The 17,358-nt window shown below is 36.5% G+C and carries 21 protein-coding genes; 9 read left to right on the forward strand and 12 right to left on the reverse strand.

The genetic code is table 11. The annotated features are described in order from the left end of the window. The first annotated feature begins 125 nt into the window (after nucleotides 1–125). Nucleotides 126–908 carry a DUF547 domain-containing protein gene (locus ACXAGS_RS07420; RefSeq protein WP_474905848.1) on the forward strand — a complete coding sequence of 261 codons (783 nt, stop codon included), beginning with the start codon at nucleotides 126–128 and terminating at the stop codon, nucleotides 906–908. Between the two features lie 68 nt (nucleotides 909–976). On the opposite strand, the gene ACXAGS_RS07425 is transcribed toward ACXAGS_RS07420, so the two are convergent. The 3 genes from ACXAGS_RS07425 to ACXAGS_RS07435 all read right to left on the reverse strand — a co-directional run bounded on the left by ACXAGS_RS07425 (nucleotide 977) and on the right by ACXAGS_RS07435 (nucleotide 3,752). Beyond that, nucleotides 977–2,260, reverse strand: a complete 1,284-nt coding sequence (locus tag ACXAGS_RS07425; protein WP_474905850.1) for a tetratricopeptide repeat protein — start codon at nucleotides 2,258–2,260, stop codon at nucleotides 977–979. A 72-nt stretch (nucleotides 2,261–2,332) separates the two neighbouring features. Next, a complete protein-coding gene (locus ACXAGS_RS07430) occupies nucleotides 2,333–3,049 on the reverse strand; it encodes a DUF4331 family protein (RefSeq protein WP_474905852.1) in 717 nt (238 codons plus the stop codon). 19 nt (nucleotides 3,050–3,068) lie between these two features. Continuing rightward, entirely contained in the window at nucleotides 3,069–3,752 is a 684-nt protein-coding gene (locus ACXAGS_RS07435) for a DUF4331 family protein (protein WP_474905853.1), read from the reverse strand. Between the two features lie 175 nt (nucleotides 3,753–3,927). Here ACXAGS_RS07435 and ACXAGS_RS07440 point away from each other — a divergent pair, with 175 nt between their 5' ends. Further along, complete coding sequence (locus tag ACXAGS_RS07440) at nucleotides 3,928–5,115, forward strand: LETM1-related biofilm-associated protein (protein ID WP_474905854.1); 1,188 nt, start codon at nucleotides 3,928–3,930, stop codon at nucleotides 5,113–5,115. 83 nt (nucleotides 5,116–5,198) lie between these two features. Here the strand turns inward: ACXAGS_RS07440 and ACXAGS_RS07445 are convergent, their stop codons facing one another. The 4 genes from ACXAGS_RS07445 to ACXAGS_RS07460 form a co-directional block, all read right to left on the reverse strand. Continuing rightward, on the reverse strand, nucleotides 5,199–5,954 hold the full coding sequence (locus tag ACXAGS_RS07445; RefSeq protein ID WP_474905856.1) for a LytR/AlgR family response regulator transcription factor: 756 nt from the start codon (nucleotides 5,952–5,954) through the stop codon (nucleotides 5,199–5,201). 22 nt (nucleotides 5,955–5,976) lie between these two features. After that, nucleotides 5,977–6,294 carry a 2TM domain-containing protein gene (locus ACXAGS_RS07450; protein ID WP_474905858.1) on the reverse strand — a complete coding sequence of 106 codons (318 nt, stop codon included), beginning with the start codon at nucleotides 6,292–6,294 and terminating at the stop codon, nucleotides 5,977–5,979. Between the two features lie 2 nt (nucleotides 6,295–6,296). After that, complete coding sequence (locus ACXAGS_RS07455) at nucleotides 6,297–6,599, reverse strand: 2TM domain-containing protein (RefSeq protein WP_474905860.1); 303 nt, start codon at nucleotides 6,597–6,599, stop codon at nucleotides 6,297–6,299. A 63-nt stretch (nucleotides 6,600–6,662) separates the two neighbouring features. Next, nucleotides 6,663–6,941 (reverse strand): 2TM domain-containing protein, encoded by a 279-nt coding sequence (locus ACXAGS_RS07460; RefSeq protein WP_474905862.1) that lies wholly within the window; start codon nucleotides 6,939–6,941, stop codon nucleotides 6,663–6,665. A 164-nt stretch (nucleotides 6,942–7,105) separates the two neighbouring features. On the opposite strand from ACXAGS_RS07460, the gene ACXAGS_RS07465 reads away from it, so the two are divergent. Then, complete coding sequence (locus tag ACXAGS_RS07465) at nucleotides 7,106–7,522, forward strand: hypothetical protein (RefSeq protein WP_474905864.1); 417 nt, start codon at nucleotides 7,106–7,108, stop codon at nucleotides 7,520–7,522. A 3-nt stretch (nucleotides 7,523–7,525) separates the two neighbouring features. Here ACXAGS_RS07465 and ACXAGS_RS07470 read toward each other — a convergent pair whose 3' ends face one another. From ACXAGS_RS07470 to ACXAGS_RS07480, 3 genes are all read right to left on the reverse strand, one after another. Next, entirely contained in the window at nucleotides 7,526–8,863 is a 1,338-nt protein-coding gene (locus ACXAGS_RS07470) for a 2TM domain-containing protein (protein WP_474905866.1), read from the reverse strand. Between the two features lie 3 nt (nucleotides 8,864–8,866). Continuing rightward, nucleotides 8,867–9,490 (reverse strand): hypothetical protein, encoded by a 624-nt coding sequence (locus ACXAGS_RS07475; protein ID WP_474905868.1) that lies wholly within the window; start codon nucleotides 9,488–9,490, stop codon nucleotides 8,867–8,869. A gap of 105 nt (nucleotides 9,491–9,595) precedes the next feature. Next, the gene (locus ACXAGS_RS07480) at nucleotides 9,596–11,752 is read right to left on the reverse strand and encodes a TonB-dependent receptor (RefSeq protein WP_474905870.1); all 2,157 of its coding nucleotides are present in this window, start codon (nucleotides 11,750–11,752) and stop codon (nucleotides 9,596–9,598) included. 132 nt (nucleotides 11,753–11,884) lie between these two features. Between ACXAGS_RS07480 and ACXAGS_RS07485 the strand changes: the two genes are divergently transcribed. Both ACXAGS_RS07485 and ACXAGS_RS07490 read left to right on the forward strand, forming a co-directional pair. Continuing rightward, nucleotides 11,885–12,583, forward strand: coding sequence for a Type 1 glutamine amidotransferase-like domain-containing protein (locus ACXAGS_RS07485; protein WP_474905871.1), 699 nt, complete (start codon nucleotides 11,885–11,887; stop codon nucleotides 12,581–12,583). 132 nt (nucleotides 12,584–12,715) lie between these two features. Continuing rightward, complete coding sequence (locus ACXAGS_RS07490) at nucleotides 12,716–12,892, forward strand: hypothetical protein (protein ID WP_474905873.1); 177 nt, start codon at nucleotides 12,716–12,718, stop codon at nucleotides 12,890–12,892. A gap of 37 nt (nucleotides 12,893–12,929) precedes the next feature. Here the strand turns inward: ACXAGS_RS07490 and ACXAGS_RS07495 are convergent, their stop codons facing one another. Beyond that, nucleotides 12,930–13,973 carry a peptidoglycan DD-metalloendopeptidase family protein gene (locus ACXAGS_RS07495; RefSeq protein WP_474905875.1) on the reverse strand — a complete coding sequence of 348 codons (1,044 nt, stop codon included), beginning with the start codon at nucleotides 13,971–13,973 and terminating at the stop codon, nucleotides 12,930–12,932. A 203-nt stretch (nucleotides 13,974–14,176) separates the two neighbouring features. Here ACXAGS_RS07495 and ACXAGS_RS07500 point away from each other — a divergent pair, with 203 nt between their 5' ends. The 3 genes from ACXAGS_RS07500 (at nucleotide 14,177) to ACXAGS_RS07510 (ending at nucleotide 15,778) form a co-directional block, all read left to right on the forward strand. Beyond that, nucleotides 14,177–14,779: an FMN-binding negative transcriptional regulator gene (locus tag ACXAGS_RS07500; protein ID WP_474905877.1), complete on the forward strand. Its 603-nt coding sequence runs from the start codon at nucleotides 14,177–14,179 to the stop codon at nucleotides 14,777–14,779. Further along, nucleotides 14,779–15,249, forward strand: a complete 471-nt coding sequence (locus ACXAGS_RS07505; RefSeq protein WP_474905879.1) for a GNAT family N-acetyltransferase — start codon at nucleotides 14,779–14,781, stop codon at nucleotides 15,247–15,249. Before ACXAGS_RS07500 ends, ACXAGS_RS07505 begins: the two co-directional genes overlap by 1 nt. A gap of 112 nt (nucleotides 15,250–15,361) precedes the next feature. Next, nucleotides 15,362–15,778 (forward strand): DUF2141 domain-containing protein, encoded by a 417-nt coding sequence (locus ACXAGS_RS07510; RefSeq protein WP_474905881.1) that lies wholly within the window; start codon nucleotides 15,362–15,364, stop codon nucleotides 15,776–15,778. Between the two features lie 53 nt (nucleotides 15,779–15,831). On the opposite strand, the gene ACXAGS_RS07515 is transcribed toward ACXAGS_RS07510, so the two are convergent. Beyond that, a complete protein-coding gene (locus ACXAGS_RS07515) occupies nucleotides 15,832–16,305 on the reverse strand; it encodes a Dps family protein (protein ID WP_474905882.1) in 474 nt (157 codons plus the stop codon). 106 nt (nucleotides 16,306–16,411) lie between these two features. On the opposite strand from ACXAGS_RS07515, the gene ACXAGS_RS07520 reads away from it, so the two are divergent. Further along, on the forward strand, nucleotides 16,412–17,356 hold the full coding sequence (locus ACXAGS_RS07520) for a LysR substrate-binding domain-containing protein (RefSeq protein ID WP_474905884.1): 945 nt from the start codon (nucleotides 16,412–16,414) through the stop codon (nucleotides 17,354–17,356). Nucleotides 17,357–17,358 lie beyond the last annotated feature (2 nt).

The raw sequence follows: 17,358 nt of genomic DNA on the forward strand, positions 1-17,358 counted from the left end.
TGTTTTTTTGCTGTACCTACGTAATTTATTTTCGCCTGGTTTGTTTGAATGGAGTTATTTAGTATTTCGTCCAAACCAATGGCCTAATTATTACGTATATTTTAAAAGTTTTTAAGATACTCTAAATGAAATTAAAATCCTTATTAGTTCCATTGTTATTCCTAGTATTAAGTTGTGGAACCAAAAAAACAGCTTTAACAGACAATACAGAATCAACAGATTTAAACACTTTGTCTGAAAAGTTGTTAATGCGTATTAAAAATTCTGAAGAAACCCAATCTATAGAAAAGCGTATTGCCGAACTAGACTTCACTGTTTTGGACACAACTTTAAAATCAGATGCTCAAAAATATGCGTTCTGGCTTAACATTTATAACGCCTACATACAACTAATTTTAAAGGAGCACCCAGAATATTATAAGGATAGAGGTACATTTTTCTCTAAAGAACAAATAAAAATTGCCGGTGAAACGGTCTCTTTTGAAACGATAGAACACGGTATTTTACGTAAATCTCAATGGGATCTAGGACTTGGATACATTAGAAAATGGTTTCCAGGCAAATTTGAAAGAAAATTACGTGTTGCAAAAAGAGACTATAGGGTGCATTTTGCTCTAAATTGTGGCGCAAAAGATTGCCCACCCGTAGCCATATACACTCCAAGCAAAGTTAACCAGCAACTTAAAAAGGGGACTCAAAAATACCTAGAAGCAACTACAGATTACGATAAGAATGCCAACACGGCAAATGTAACTTCTTTATTTAGTTGGTTTAGAGGTGATTTTGGTGGTAAAAAAGGAACCAAGAAGATACTGAAAGAACACAAACTTATACCTCAAAAAAAAGTAAACCTGAAGTACAAAAATTACGATTGGACATTGGATCTAGATAATTTTATAGATTTATAAAAAATGCCCTCAATTTCTTGAGGGCATCACCAAATAAAAACCAAACAATTAAACAACCAACCTAATTTTTATAAGTTTTTAATGGGTTCTATAGCATTGGGTCCAAGCTCGTAAAAAGCGGTTTCTAATTCCCTTTTTAGTGCCTGTACTTTATCAAATTCATTATTGGCCTTGTATACTTCTGCTGTTGTCCACAAAATAGTAGGCTCATAACTTTTGGCAACTAATTTATCTTCTACTATAGCAAGTGCCTTTTTGTGCTCTCCCATTTTTAGATATGTTTTTGCCAATAAATTGTATGTTTCTGGTGTAGGCCTACTTTCAATTTCTTTGAATGCCAACTGCATGGCTTTTTGATAATCTTGTGTATGTTCTAATAAAAATTCAACGTTATAAGCTGTATACATTTGCCCGTAATATGGGTTCTTAGCCAAATTAAAATAGGCATCTAGATTCTTTGCTTTTTTGTCTTCATTACCCAAAAAATCATAAATTTCCGCCTTTAGCAAATAATAGTCTGGAGCCGCATAATTTTCTGTAACAGCATCCAATATGCGCAGCGCTTCAATGCCATTTTTCTCATACGAAAAAACTATCCAGGCCAATCCCTTTTTAGCATAGGCATTTTTTGGGTCTAACTTTAAGGCTTTGAGATAATATTGATAAGAATCCTCAATACGCCCTGCATGGCCATAATAATCTGCTATATTGGTATAAGACCATAGACGCAAACTAATATTATTAGAAGATTCTGCTCTAGCCATGGCCTGTTCCATCAATTTAATGGTAGTATCCAAATCGCCTTTGTAATCATTCCATTTTGCAGCTCTTATTAAATAGCCAAAGCTGCTCATGTTTTTTAAACTATCTAAATAAGTGGCAGCTGTTTGATAGTTTCCCAACTCTAAATGAACATCAAAAAGCAATGCCTGTGTTTCTTCTTTACCACCACCAATACTATCCGCTAATTCTGCCATTTTAAGGGCTTCCCTAAAACGGTGTTGCGAGATGTAGTTTCTAGCCAACCCTCTTGCGTAATTTTCTTTTCCAATATTGGCTATTTCATAAGCTTTGGTCAAGGCTTTTTCTGCTTTTTTTAAATAAGCTATGTTTCCCGTTTTACCAAAATTGCGTTGGTATTCCCCTGCAACAATTCCAAAGCTCATCAGCTCTGTACTGTCCTTAGTAATTTTATTGTTCCACGTATCAAAGTATTTTGATGAGGTATTGGGGGCGCTGGTTTCTAGGTATACATTATAATCTTCTACCTTGCTTTTAAACATTTTCTCTTTTCCGCAAGCGCATAGAAGGATTGCGGTTATTGAGAAAATAAGGATGTGTTGTTGTTTCATTGTTCTGTTTTTTATTTGGTTTATAAAAGAGAGTACCATTTAAATGATACCCTCTTTTCTCTTTCTCATAGTCTATTCTGGAGCACCCAAGTATGGAAACTCGGTTGAAATATTCGCAGAAAAACCTACACCATCACTTACTAACAATGGTAAACCATCTTGGCCAGCAAAACGAGCGCCGTTACCGCCACCAAACAACAATATCAAGGATACATCAATAACATCATCTGATAACATTCTACCTGTTAAGCCAACGGCACCTTCATAAGCAGGTGCACCAGCTCCTGGATTAAAATAAGTAGTAGGTAAATTAGGGGCAACTTCTAAAACATCTGCCGCTAAAACACTGGTTAAAACCGTAGCAGATACCGGATTGTCCGTATAGCCATCCGCATCTGGGCCATTTAAAATGTCGCCTAAAATATTTGGCTCATAATCTACGTCTTCTGGTGTTAATCCCAACGCAACCGCATAACCATCATGATAAGCTTCTAATTGACTTTCAAATCCTGGCTGAAATGTAGCTGCCATTTCTGATGGAATAGCCGAATTGTGCATGTTCTTAATTTCACCTGTACCGCTCAGTACGGTATTAATACCTGGCCTACCCATGTAATCTACCTGCATAAACGTGCCAGAAAAATCTACTCCTTCCATCATGCCATCATCTTCCATTCCCATCATATCGTCTTCCATCATCATGGAATCGTTATCATCAGAATCACAGGCTACTCCTAAGCTCAATAGTGCCCCTAAGGCAATTGTATATGTATATCTTTTTAGTTTCATAGTACTAATTTTTTGCTGATTATTGTTTTCTATTTGTGGTTACCCAAGTCTTATAAACTTCTAAGCCCAAAACATTGGTAGCCGTTGGTGTACCCAACATCGCATTTGGTAGTTCAACCACAATAGACATAGTGTTGGCTCCATCAAACGTATCCGTTCCTGGGTTGTTAAAACCTGAATTATCTTCTGTATCTGGCATAACAACTTGATTGTATCTATTAAAGTCAAAGAAGAATGGATCTTGTCTAGGTCCGGCAAACAAAGAAACCCCGTCTGCAGTAGTTTCTGTAATTGCGGTAGCATCAGAAATTTCTACCATACCCAAAGGGCTGCCTACTGCAACTTCACTTGAAGTTCCGGTTTGTGAAGGGTCAAAAGGACCAAAAAAGTACATCATACCATCTCTTGGAATAGCTTGTATTACTTTATCTTCTACTAAATCGCCGTCCAAATCAATATTAATTTCTGTAAGAACATCTTCATCAAATGCGCCATACGGTAGACCGTCTACTACGTTAGTTTGTAAGTCTACCACAAAAGTAGTGTTGTCTGACCCCTCGGTTGGTTCAAAGGCATAATAATCTGCAATGTCTGCCGTAGTACCCATACTATCTGGTGCATCTATGTGGTCTGCTGCCACCATAATACCTAGGGCAACCACCAAAGAGCTCAAAATAATGGCTGTTTTAGCTGTGTTTTTCATATTTAATGTTTTAATGATTTATCGGTCTTACCTACGGGACTTTAAATAGGAGGGTTTGGTTTTATATGTTAAAATACTCTTAACATATCAAGTACTTTTGTAAATAAGCTGTGAAAATTTCTTGCAGTAGACTGGTATAAATTTCCTTACTTTGAACCCATCAATCAAATAAACAATGAACCCATCTGCCGCTGGTTGGATTAAAAAGTTTGGCCACATTATTAAGGACAAACAAAACCATTACAAAGACAAAAACCATTTATACCATAGTTTATTGGGCCATGGTTTTATCTATGGGGTTCATTTAAGCTCTCCTAGTTTTGCCAAAGCAGAACATATTTATACGGAAGATGAAGTTGCCAAAATTAACCTCTTAACGGCATTATATTTTACCTTTAGTTTTGAAACCCAACAAAACGACTTCTCCAAATTTGTAGAAACGGTATTTACCTACTACAAAAAATTAGATGTAGGCAATTTTACCTTTTTACAAAAAATATTAAGTGGTTCCAAAACGGAAGACCAGTTAGAAAAACTATTGGATTCTAGAATCTATTTAGGTGGCAATACTTTCAGTAGAGCATTTGGAAATAGCTTAACAAACTCTCTTTTATATGTAGATGTTTTAATCTTTAGAGAATACCTAAAAAGCGATAAAAACCTACTAGAACATGCCGAACTTTTAGAGTATGTAACCATCAATATTGCATACCAAGCATTGAACTCTAAACAGACCCGTAAGAGTGATGAAAAGTTGCTACAACTATTAGCATCTTCTTTAAGTTTTGTAGACCTCAATGCTACCCAATATCGTAAAAGTTTCCAAGAACTTTTAGACCTAAATTTTAGCGATATGGAAAAGCAATATTTATTGGATATTGCCTGCCTAACCGTATGGGAAGATGGTACCCTAGAACAGGAAGAATCTAACTACATTCATGAGATTGGCAGGGCCTTAAAACAGGATAAAAAAGAAATAGAAAATGCCATTAAAAACGTGCTTGTTTTTTTTGATGAAAACAGGGATAAAATTCCCTATTTAAAAGACAATAATTTGGCTTCCAAATTCTATGAAGGAATGACCAAAAACGTGAGTAAATTAATCTTAAGGAATAGTAAAAGGCTTGGAAAAGAACTCCGGGAAAGTAAAGAATTAATGTCTCTTTTAGTTAAAGCAACCACTACGGATTTAACCAAGGAGGAACGAAAAAAAGTGCAAAAACAATTATTGGATATTTTTAAAAGTATTCCTTCACTTGCCATTTTTATGTTGCCTGGAGGGGCGGTATTGTTACCAATTTTTATTAAATTAATTCCGCAGTTACTACCTTCTGCTTTTGATGACAACAGAATTGAGGAATAAGCCCTTTTCTAAAGTTTTACTTTAACCATAAGAAATATTTATATTGATAATTAATTATTTTATTACCAGATAATTAAAATACATTATTCTAACCAAAGCTTAAAGTCTTTTACGCGTTCCCTACTTACTATAATTTCCTGCTCCTTAAAGCTGTTCATCTTAATTTGAAGTCTAGAATTTGTATAAGAAATGATGTCTTTAATGTGGTCTATGCCCACATAAAACTTACGGCTAACGCGAAAGAATTTTTTTGGTGAAATTTCATTCTCCAAATTTTCTAAAGTGGTATCTAAAAGATAATTTCTTCCGTCTGTTGTTGCGGCATAGGTACCTTTGTTCTCACTAAAAAAACATTCTACCTCATCTGCATTTATAATTTTTAGGTGCTGCCCTACCTTGGCTGTAAAACGTTTTTTATACTCCCTTTCTAATGGGTTTACCAAAAGCTTTTTTATGTCGTTAAAATCTATGGAAATTTGGTCCTTTTTAGGTGCAAAATCTTGGTACTTTTTTACTGCCTTTTCCAAGTCTTCATCGTCTATTGGTTTTAACAGATAATCTATGCTATTTAACTTAAAAGCTTGTAGTGCATATTCATCGTAGGCCGTTGTAAAAATGATGGCGCTTTTAACCTCTATTTTATCAAAAATCTCAAAGGATAATCCGTCTGATAATTGAATGTCTAAAAAGATTAAATCTGGATGCTCGTTGGCAGAAAACCAGGCTATAGATTCTTCTACACTGTGCAACATTTGAGTAACGTTTACAGCTAGTTCAGAAAGCATTCTCGAGAGTCTTCTTGCCGCCGGTTTTTCGTCTTCAATTATAATTACGTTCATGGTTGGTTTGGTACTTTTTTAGTTACAGGTATTTTTCTTTTTCCGCTTTATCACGGTCCATAAATTCTTTAATTTTTCGGTCTTCCCATTTAGATGAATACACTGGGATAAATCCAAATGTACGAACCGTATGAAACAATAATCCAATACCCCAAAAAAAGGCAGTGGTAAAATTTTTCCAATCCCAAAACGATTCATTATCATAACCACTTTTGATGTAAAGATTGGCCAAGATAAATGCGTTAATAACAATGTAAATTCCCAAATGAATATAATAACCTTTTAATTGGGCCACCCTCTTTCTTGCTCTTTCGTATTTTAAATCTTCTGCATTCTTCATGATTATTTCCATTTGTCTGTTTCTCTATCTTTTTCCATAAACTCCCTAATTTTTCTTTCTTCCCAATCCTTGTTAAAAAAAGGATTTACCCTAAAAGTTTTTAAAGCGTGAAAGAAAACACCTATTCCCCAACCAAATGCGGCCCATAAAAACCACATATAACCAAAACCGGTAGTGTAGTAGTTTATTCCTGCCAAAAAGACCACGAATATGAGGTAAATGGTTAGGTTGTTATAAAACTTTTTAAGTTCGTCTACCCTATCTCTTGCCCTTTGGTATTTATTTTCGTTGAAATTCTTTTCCATGATTATTGTTATTGATATACTGTTTTTTGATGATGAATTTGCTATGCTTAAAGATACTAACAATTAAAAATTGCCGTCTCTCATTAATTCTGCAATCTTACGTTCTTCCCACTCTTTTCCAAAGAACGGGTTTACTGTAAAAGCATGAAGTGCATGGCCTACCAAGCCCAACCCCCAACCCAATGCAGGAAAAATTACCCACGGAAAACTTGTGGTGGTATAGTTAATGTACGCGAGAATAGGAATTACTATAAAATAGGAAGTAAGATTACCGTAGAATCCTTTAATATTTTCTACTCTTTCCTTAGCTCTTTTGTATTTTAAATCGTCTCTAAATTCCATTTTTATTGTTTTTTATTGTTCTTATTAATTACATGGTAAATATCCTAAGAACAACGCGTTGAAGAAAAAATGCATTACCCAATTGTAGGTTTTACAAACTGAATTGTAATTTTGAACCACAATACCTTTTTTAAACCACCGTTACTTGTATATCTACTAGAAATATGAGAATAACATATAAATACATTGAAGGCAAAAATCTTTTGGTACAACAGTATTCAGGGCAGCCCAATATTAAACAGTATGCAGCATACCTAGAACATTTAAAACAACAACCGTTCTATGAAGATGTTTTCTTGTTGCTAACAGACCTAACCCAAATGGATTTTGAGGCGGTAAAAGCATCTGTAGAAAGCGTTACCAATACCCGTAACCAAAAAGTAAATAAAAAGTTTAAAGAAGTATTAGTGGTTTCTAGCCCTAGCAATACGGCATTTGCAACACTTTTAAAGATTGCCGGGAGTAACAATGCACACTTTGCCCTCTGCAGCACTTTTGATAAAGCTATTATCGACTTGGGATTAGATATAACCAAAGTTGAGCTCGAAGAAATCCTAGAATCAAAATTAAAACCTGTTTAGGTATTAAAAATTCTCGTCCTCCATGTATTGTTTTATTTTACGTTCTTCCCAATCCTTGCCTAAAAGAGGATGATAGCCAAACGCTTGCAATGCATGAGCCGCTAGACCAAACCCCCAGCCCAATGTGGGGAAAATTGCCCAGGTAAAACTCGTAGTACGGTAATTTATCCACCATAAAAAAGGAATCACCAAAGCATATGCGGTTAGGTTACCATAGAATCCCTTAATGGCCTCTACCCGTTCTTTTGCTTTCTCGTAACGTTTTTCTTCTAAAAATTCATCTTGGGTTTCCACGCGAGAAACTTGCTGATTAAGCATAGGTAGCGTTACTTTAAAATCGGTTTCCGTTTTTTCTATAAAAACCTCCCTGCTGGTTAAAATCTGGTAGCGTTGTTTTATGTTCTGCAACCCAACTCCACTACTCTTTTTTACCACCTCTTTGGCCTGTAGGTTGTTGCTCACCACTAAATTGTTTCCATTTTCAAACACCTTTATATGTAACGGTCTGGATGCCGTAACTACATTGTGTTTTACAGCATTTTCTAGTAACAATTGCAAACTTAGAGGTACAATTTTAGCGTCTGGATCTGTTGCCTGGTCGGGAATATCAAACACAATACTATCTTCAAAACGCATCTTAAGTAAACGTACATAGGTCCTCGCAAAGTTAAGCTCCTCATCTACCGTGACTAAATCTTTGTTTTTCTGTTCTAAAACGTAACGATATACTTTGGATAAGGATGTGGTAAATTTCTGTGCTTGGTACGGGTCTTCCTCTATTAAACTTGTCAATACATTTAAGCTATTGAACAAAAAGTGTGGGTCTAACTGATTTTTAAGTGCATCAAAACGGGCAGATGCGGTACCCGCAATTATTTTTTGCTCTTTTACCTTATTGTCTTGCCTATACTTGTAATAATAGGCACCATAAAAAATTACATTTATTACAATGGAAATAATCAGGGATTGAGTGTAATTATGGACACGTTCCCCAAGAAGAAACTCTATTAAAACCTGATCTCCAAAAATTACAAGTCTTATGAGTCTTGCTAAAAAAATGGCAATAAGAGAAACCACTATATTACCACCAAATGCAATAGAAAAGCGTTTAACATTCCATAGATTTTTATCAAATCGCTTAAGAATATAATCAAACCAATAAATGTTGAGCATGTAAATAATAATGGAGAAAATAATATTCTCATAATACTCTGGCCATGCCCCCCGCCATAATTGAGTTTTATCTACATCCGTAAAAAAGTAGAAATACACCATAAAGACCACATAAATTGCGGTCCCTATGAGTGTTCCTTTAAAAAATTCTCTGATAAATTTTTGCATGCTCTAGTTGTTGCATTGGGCTAAAACTTCTTTGGCTCTATCTTGCCCCCAATTTGGATAAAAGTCCGTTTCTGGTTTAAAATTAGCGAAAAGTTCCAAAGAGCGTTCCACATCTTTGCAATAAGGGGTGGTATCCTTTCCAAAATATTTGGCAGACCCCATGTCCCACTCCGCTTTAGAAAACACTACTCTAGGGTTGTTGGGCGCTAACTGTGCCGCCTTTTCATACAATTGCACTACTTTTCCAGAAAGCGTCATCCCGTAAGTGGCCCCATCAAAAGCAATGTAAGCCGTATTAGTTAATGCCTCTAAAACCAATAGTTCTGCATTGTCTGGTGAAATAGTTTTGGCCACATCTATAAATTCTTGTGCCTTTTCTAATTGTTGTTTCAACTTGGTTTCGTCCGTTTCTCCAAAAGAGGCGGTTGTATTTACCAATGCGTTATAGTAGTAGGGCAGCCAATTGTCCTGTTCTGCCATAGAAATACGTTCAAATAAATTAGAGGCTTCGGTTATTTTACCTTCTCCCCAAAATTGCAAAGCTTTTTGCATACCCTTAGTGTACTTGTCTTGTGCACTTAACACACTAGTTACGGCTAAAAGACAAATTAAAATAGTTTTTTTCATGACTGTTTGTTTTAGGATTGATTACGATGTAAAACTCGGGTAAACCACAGAGCAACACCAATAGGAGTTACCCAACTGTATAATTTGCTTACTGAGTTGTAGTTTTTACAAATTATCTAACTGATTGCTCTTTTTATCGGTACTAATAGTCCAAAAGAAGCCAACAAAAAAGAAACTATCCGCAGCTGGTGATATGGCCCTACGGTTGTAAACACCATCTGCATTGGGGGTATTAGCATATTGATAGTTGCCAATATTATTAGTACCTAAAACATTGTTAACCGAGAAAAATAAAATCTTTTGCTGGTCTATTAAATAGGCCCAATTAAGGCTTAAGTTGTGGTAGTCTTTGGTTTTTTCGGCATAAAATTCTGGTGTATTAGGGTTATTATACGGTCTACCAGAACCATAACTATAAGACATTCCTATCTGCGAACGCCAATCGTTCACCCAATACTTACCTACCGCAGAAAAATTGTGGGCGTTTGCAAAATTAGGTGTGGCCTGTTCCGTAAAATCTAGAAAATCTCGCTCCGTATTTAAGTAGCTATAAGACAGCCAATAATCTAAGTTTTTTATACTCTTATTATCCCTATAAAAAACATCTAGACCAGTGGCATAGCCACTACCTAAATTGGTGAAATTAGAGGTAAATTGCGGTTCACGGGTATCATATTTTACCAAATTGTCATAATCTTTATGATACCCTTCTACCCTAAATGTTTTGCCGTTTTTAGCATATTGATAGTTTAGAATATAATGTGCCGTTTTCTCATAATCTAGGGTAGCATCATAGTTGATGAATTGGGTTAATGGATTTTGATAATAATTGCCATACGCTAAGGATAACTGGCTATCTTGGCCTGTTTTGTAAGCCAAAGATGCCCTTGGAGCCAGGTTCCATGCTTGTATCAAATTGGAATATTCTGCACGTGCCCCTAGTTTAAGGGCGAAGTTGTTTGTAAAAAACACATCGGTCTCTGCAAAGCCACTCCACAGCAATTCGTCAAAACCAGTGGTAAAATCGAATTCATTATCGGCCATAAATTCTTCTTCATAATTGGTATGGAATACTTCAGAACCAACATTCAATTTAAATCGACTACTGAATTCTTTAGAAGCTTTCAACTTTAAATGAAGTGACGTATCTGCTGTTTCAATTTCATTTGCAACTACCGTAATAGCATTCGTATCCCAAGCCGTACTGGCACCAGCATAAACCGTCCAATTGTTCTCAAAAAAGTATTTGTAATTGGCGTTTAAATACAGGTTGTTATTTTTCAATCTAAAATTTACGTAGTCTTCAAAGTTGATATCCTCTTGGTCTATATCAAAATTAGCGTGGTTAAAACCGGTATAGAATTTAAACATGCTGCGTTCCCCTTTGTGTCTAAAAACAGCCTCGCCAGCCATGGACTCATAAGGGCTGTTCCAACGCACGCCATTGGTAGAAGGTAGCAACGCTTCATAAGGCGATAAATTGATGTAACTGGTATTAAAACTTAAGCTAGTGTTGCCCCAAATCTCGGTATGCCCCAGACCGGCACCTACGCTCATTACAGAAATATCTGTCTTTTCTTGGTCTGGCAAATCGGTAGTATTCATGAGCAGTACTCCAGAAAGGGCTTGCCCGTACTCTGCAGAATAACCCCCAGTACTAAAACTTACCCCTTTAAACAGAAAAGGAGAAAACCTCCCTCTTGTAGGCACATTGTTAGTACTGGCCATGAAGGGTTGAAAAACCCGCTGCCCGTCTATAAAAACCTGGGTCTCCTCTGCCCTACCGCCACGCACAAACAAACGACCATCTTCACTAACCGTAGTGGTGCCTGGTAAAGTTTGCAAAGCAGAGCCAATATCCCCCGCCACACCTGCCGTGGTTACAATATCTAACGGTTTTAATGCCGCCGCTTTAGATTCCGTACCTGCCTCAAAAGAACCTGCTGTTAGGGTTACGCCACTTAAGCTATTAATGGCTTCTTGCAAAACAATGTCTAATTCTTGAAAGTAGGTAACCTCCCCCATTTCGTAATGGGTATCATAACCAATGCTAGAAACCACCAAGGTTTGTGTACCTGTTTCTGTGGTTATAAAAGAAAAGCGACCAGCGGCATCGGTAGAGGCGCCATCATAGGTACCTTCTAAATATACATTGGCTCCTGCCACTGGCAATTTACCTGCAGTTACCGTACCCGTTATCGTTGTTTGTGCAAAAACCACAATACTGGCAAAGAAAAGTAGTAGGGATAAATAGTTTTTCATGACTGTTGTTTTAGATTGATGCTCCAAAAATCTCTAAACCCTGTCTTTTATTTAAAGCTTACTAACCGAACTGTAGAAATTACCTGCTGGATTGTAAAAAATCGTTTTAACTTACCCCTAAAATCAAATTACATGCAAAGACAACTATTAATTTACGGTAGTGGCAGACATACAGTTCCTTTTTTAAATTATATGGCTAAAGCCACGGGCAAAACCAAACCTAACCTTTGTTTTATTCCCACCGCAAGCGGAGATGATGAAGGATATATACAACGGTTTTATGAAGTTTGTGAGCAGATAGCTGTTACACCACATGTGCTACGTGTTTGGATTAATTCTTACGACCAAAAAGAAAGTTTTGATGAAATACTTTCCCAAATGGATGCCGTAGTTGTTGGTGGTGGTAATACCCTAAATATGATGGCCATTTGGAAAGCGCAAGGGATAGACGTGGCCTTACGTAAGGCTTATAACAATGGTGTAGTAATGGGCGGTGGTAGCGCAGGCTCTTTGTGCTGGACGCTTGGTGGCACAACGGACTCTAGACCTAAGGAATTGAGTATTGTTTCTTGCTTAGGCTTTTTACAAAAAAGTCATTGCCCGCATTATAACTCCGAAAAATCTAGAAGACCACTTTACCATACCAATATTTTAGAGGGCAATCTAGCAGATGGTTATGCTTGTGACGACCGTTCTGCAATACACTTTATAAATGAAAAAGTACACACCTCTGTTGCTTTAGATGCCGATAACCATTCGTATTATGTTTATAAAAAAGAAGGACAAATTGTGGAAGAGTTAATTCCGGGAACTGTTTTAGCCCAAGGATAGATGGTTGCACTTTGAATGCATAATTTTTGATTTTTTAAATGAATTAATTGATAATCGGATTGAGGTAAAGAACGGTGTTGAAATGTAAAATCTTCGTATAAGGAAAGAACATATACAACCTAAACCGATTGGATGAGAAAATGTATAATTTATGGATTAGCCTTAATAGCTACACTATGCTATTCCAGTTATAACCAGAATGAAAGAGGTAGCACTACTGAAAATTTAAAAGTGGAGAAAGACCGTAATATATCGGTTGCTAATGCTACTTCTAAAACACTCAGGGCAATTAATTGCCTTTCTCTATAAACACTTGATTAAAAGCGGGTATTAACCCGCTTTTAATTTATAATAAGCTTTTATAAATGTAACTAGCAGTACCAGAATGGTCTCTAACATGTATCCAGTTTTGGGTATATCCCAAAATCTGAACCGAATCGTTTTGTTTTAAAGTTTTTAATAAAGTTGATTTTGCTGAATGTCCTTGCCGTACATTGGCCTTGGCCGATTTAACCATTCCATTAGTCTTAGTAATATTTATTTCAAAAATTGGTAAGGGCGTTATCTTTTTTACAAATGGATAAGGGTCTACCGCTTTGGATTTGTAAATTCCGAAGTGTAAATGTGGGGCTGTGGTTCTGGCATTTCCCGTATTTCCTACCAAACCTAAAGTATCTCCCACCGTTACTTTTTGCCCTGTAAGGGCTATAATACTATCTAAATGCGCATAATATAATCGGTTTCCAAACAACCCATCTGCCAACCAAACTTGTTTGCCGCCCAATCCCTGGTTACGTGTACTTACCACTCGCCCATCCGTTACGGAAACAACTGGCGTACCTTTAGCTGCAAAAATATCTATACCCTTATGTTGGCGCGTACCACCAGCTCGTGGTGCTCCCCAAAAACTTTGCACTGCGCTATTGTCTTTCCCAACTACGGGAAAATAATAGGTTGGCCTTCTTCTAACCATTAAGGTATAGTCTGTATTTGCAAATAGTTGGGGTTGCACAAGCAATCTATAGTTACCGGATTCTTTCACCACATAAGATAAAGAAGATTCCTTGGGTTTATTTTCTAGAAGTAAGTCCATTTTCTTTAATTCATCATATTTGTATAGACTTAAAAAATTAGTGGTTGTACTATCTGTTTGTAAGGATACCACCAATCGCTCTCCTTCTTTTAAGGCTAATAAATAACTCAATACCATTGGTGTATCACCAGAAAACTTGCCCATCTGTTTGTAGGGTAAATACATAGTTACACTATCATTTAAAGCGTTAGCATATGCCCGTTGCCACTCTGCATAAGCGCTTTCTTCTAAATTAAAATTACGCTCGTATACCTCTCTAGCAGAGGGTTGGGTAATAGCATCGGAAAAACCTGTCATTTGTTTGCACCCATTTAGTATAAGCAGTATAGTCAATAAAAGAAGGGGGCTAATAAATAATTTAAAATTGAGCGTAATACGTGTATGATTTTTTATGTGATTCTTTAAATTCATGCTTAAGCAAGGTAAACGCTTTGTATGAGCATTATTAATTGAAAAAAGAGTATGTTTAATCTGTTAAATTAAAAGAGCTCTTTTACAGCATGTACATACCGCACTATTATCAAAATGAAAATATAGAAGAAGTAAAAGCTTTTATAAAAGCCAATAGCTTTGGTATTTTAATAGACCAAGTAGCGGGCAAACCGTGGGGTACCCATATTCCATTAGAATTGGAAACGAGCACAGATGGAGAAGCTATTTTGGTAAGCCATTTGGCCAAGGCTAATCCACAAGCTAAGGCTTTAGCTGACGGAAAGGAGGTATTATGCATATTTAACGGCCCTCATCATTATATTTCTTCCTCTTGGTATAAAGAAGAAGAGGTGCCCACATGGAATTATATTGCCGTACATGTGTATGGAAAACTTAAAGTGCTTTCTGAGGAGGAAACTATGGCGTCTATGCATCGGTTGGTGGCGAAATATGAGCAAATGGCTAAAAAACCTATCGACTTATCTAAATTTTCTTCTAAAACCTTGCGCCAAGTTAAAGGCACAGTAGGGTTTGAAGTTAAAATTACAGATATACAAGCCGCATACAAAATGAGTCAGACCCGTAGTGAAGACCATGCTGCTATCATTTCAGCATTAGAAGAGTTGAATACCGCGGAGAGTAATGCTGTCGCGGATAAAATGAAAAAGTGATGAATGACAGCTTTAAAATAGTCCCGTTTACATCTGCGTATGCCGCCGCTTTTAAAGCGATAAATATGCAATGGATAGAGCAGTATTTTAAAATGGAGCCTTCTGATTTTAAAGCGTTGGACCATCCACAAGAAAATATAATAGACCAAGGCGGTTATATTGCTGTTGCCTTATTGGACAAAGAAGTGGTAGGAGTTTGTGCCTTGATTAAAATGGATGGCAACCGTTTTGATTACGAATTGGCCAAGATGGGGGTTACTCCAAAAGCCCAAGGAAAACGAGTAGGTTACCAATTGGGACAGCACATTCTAGCCAAAGCCAAAAGCTTAGGCGCAAAAAACATCTTTATAGAAAGTAATCGGGTACTTAAACCAGCCATTAAATTATATGAGAAGCTCGGTTTTGTAGAAATAGAGGGGCCACCATCTCCGTATGAACGTGCAGATATTCAGATGGAATATACGTTTTAACCTGTTGTATTACATTTCGGTAAGTAAAATCTACAACTGAGTAATTCACAATTGAATAGTGAGTGGAATTTAATGAGTTTTACCCTGTTCATTAACTACTAAAACAAAAAATATGAAAACCTTGTTATCCCTATTCGCAATTGTATGTACGTTAACCTTTAGCCAAGCGCAAACCGATGGTGTTACCGTAAGTGTTACCATTGAAAATGTGCTGAATAGTGAAGGAACTCTTTTGGCCGGTTTACATACAGCAGAGACCTTTATGAAAGCGCAAGGAATAAAAACGGCTTCTGTAGCTGCAAAAAAAGGTGCTGTAACCATCACTTTTGAGAACGTTGTTCCGGGAACCTACGCCATTATGATATTGCATGATGCTAACGGAAATAACAAAATGGATTTTGAAGCCAATGGCATGCCTAAAGAAAGCTATGGTACAACCGGAGAAATGAATATGTATGGACCACCAACATTTAAGGATTCTTCTTTTACTGTTGCGGATGAACCAATTAGCCACACCATGAGATTTTAAACAAAAAAGTCCCGCTCTCTAGCGGGACTTTCTTCTTTTAAAACGGTGCCATCTTATTCTGACAACCAAGCTGTGAACATCCAAACAGTTTTTTCCTGCTCGGTAATTAAATCACTCATCATTGCATTGGTGCCCTCATCATTAGCATCGTCAGAAGCATCTAAAATCTCTCTTTCAATAGTTAACAATTCGCTCAAGGAGTCCACTATCAATTGTACAGCTTCCACATCCTTGGTTATATTTTTACCCACTGGTACTTTTGCCGCATTGGTGTAATCTTCAAACGTATGCAAGGGTGTACCCCCTAACGTTAAAATACGTTCTGCTATCTCATCTACCTTTAGATTGGCATCTACATACAACTCTTCAAACTTTTCATGCAAATCAAAAAAACGTTTGCCTTTTATATTCCAATGAACCCCTCTAAGGTTTAAATAGTATTGCTGAAAATTAGCGAGCAAAGTGTTTAAATCTTTGCTAAGTGCAACTGATTTCTCTTGGTTTAATCCAATTTTATTTAGTTTCATGGTATTTGTTTTATTTATTGATGGTATAAAATTACCTAATAACTAAAGCTGTTTTGTATAGTTTTCATCAATGTAATTTATATCTTTATCGCATTAATTTATTAGGATGACGATTACGCAATTACAATATGTTTTAGCGGTGGCCGAACACCGTAACTTTACCTTAGCGGCAGAAAAAAGTTTTGTTACCCAACCAACTTTAAGTATGCAAGTGCAAAAGCTAGAAGACGAGTTGGATATATTGATTTTTGACCGCAGTAAAAAGCCAATTGCGTTGACCGAAGTTGGCAAAAAAATAGTGGCCCAAGCTAAAAACATTGTTGCGGAAGCAGGGCGTATTAAAGACATAGTAGACCAGGATAAAGGGTATATTGGAGGTGATTTTACCTTAGGAATAATACCTACTGTGATGCCTACATTGTTACCAATGTTTTTGTCAACTTTTATTAAAAAATACCCAAAAGTAAACCTGATAATAAAAGAACAGGCTACAGATACGCTAATCGCTAATTTACAGGATGGGCATTTAGATGCAGCTATAGCTGCTACTCCATTAGAAGTAGATACTATTAAAGAAAGACCTTTGTACTACGAACCCTTTGTAGGTTACATACCACCTAATCATAGATTAAACAAAAAGAAGGAAATAACAACGGCGGATTTAGACATTGCCGATGTATTATTATTGCAAGACGGGCATTGCTTTAGAGACGGTGTAATTAACCTGTGTAAATCACCAAAAAATAAGGTTACAGAACACTTTCAAATAGAAAGTGGAAGTTTTGAAACCCTTATCAATCTTTCTAACGAAGGTATGGGCATGACCTTATTGCCTTATTTAAACACATTAGAACTAGATGGCCTTAAAAAGCAAAATCTTAGGCATTTTGAGAGTCCTTCTCCTGCTCGTGAAATAAGTTTAATCTACCATAAAAGCGAGCTAAAAATACAGATAACCGAGGCTTTAAAGGATACTATTTCTGCAATTGTTAGAGGTGCTATTGCTTTCCAAGATGTACAAATAATTAGCCCGGTAGCTAAAAAAGAATAAGC

The organism is Croceivirga sp. ABH4_376 (assembly GCF_056160685.1).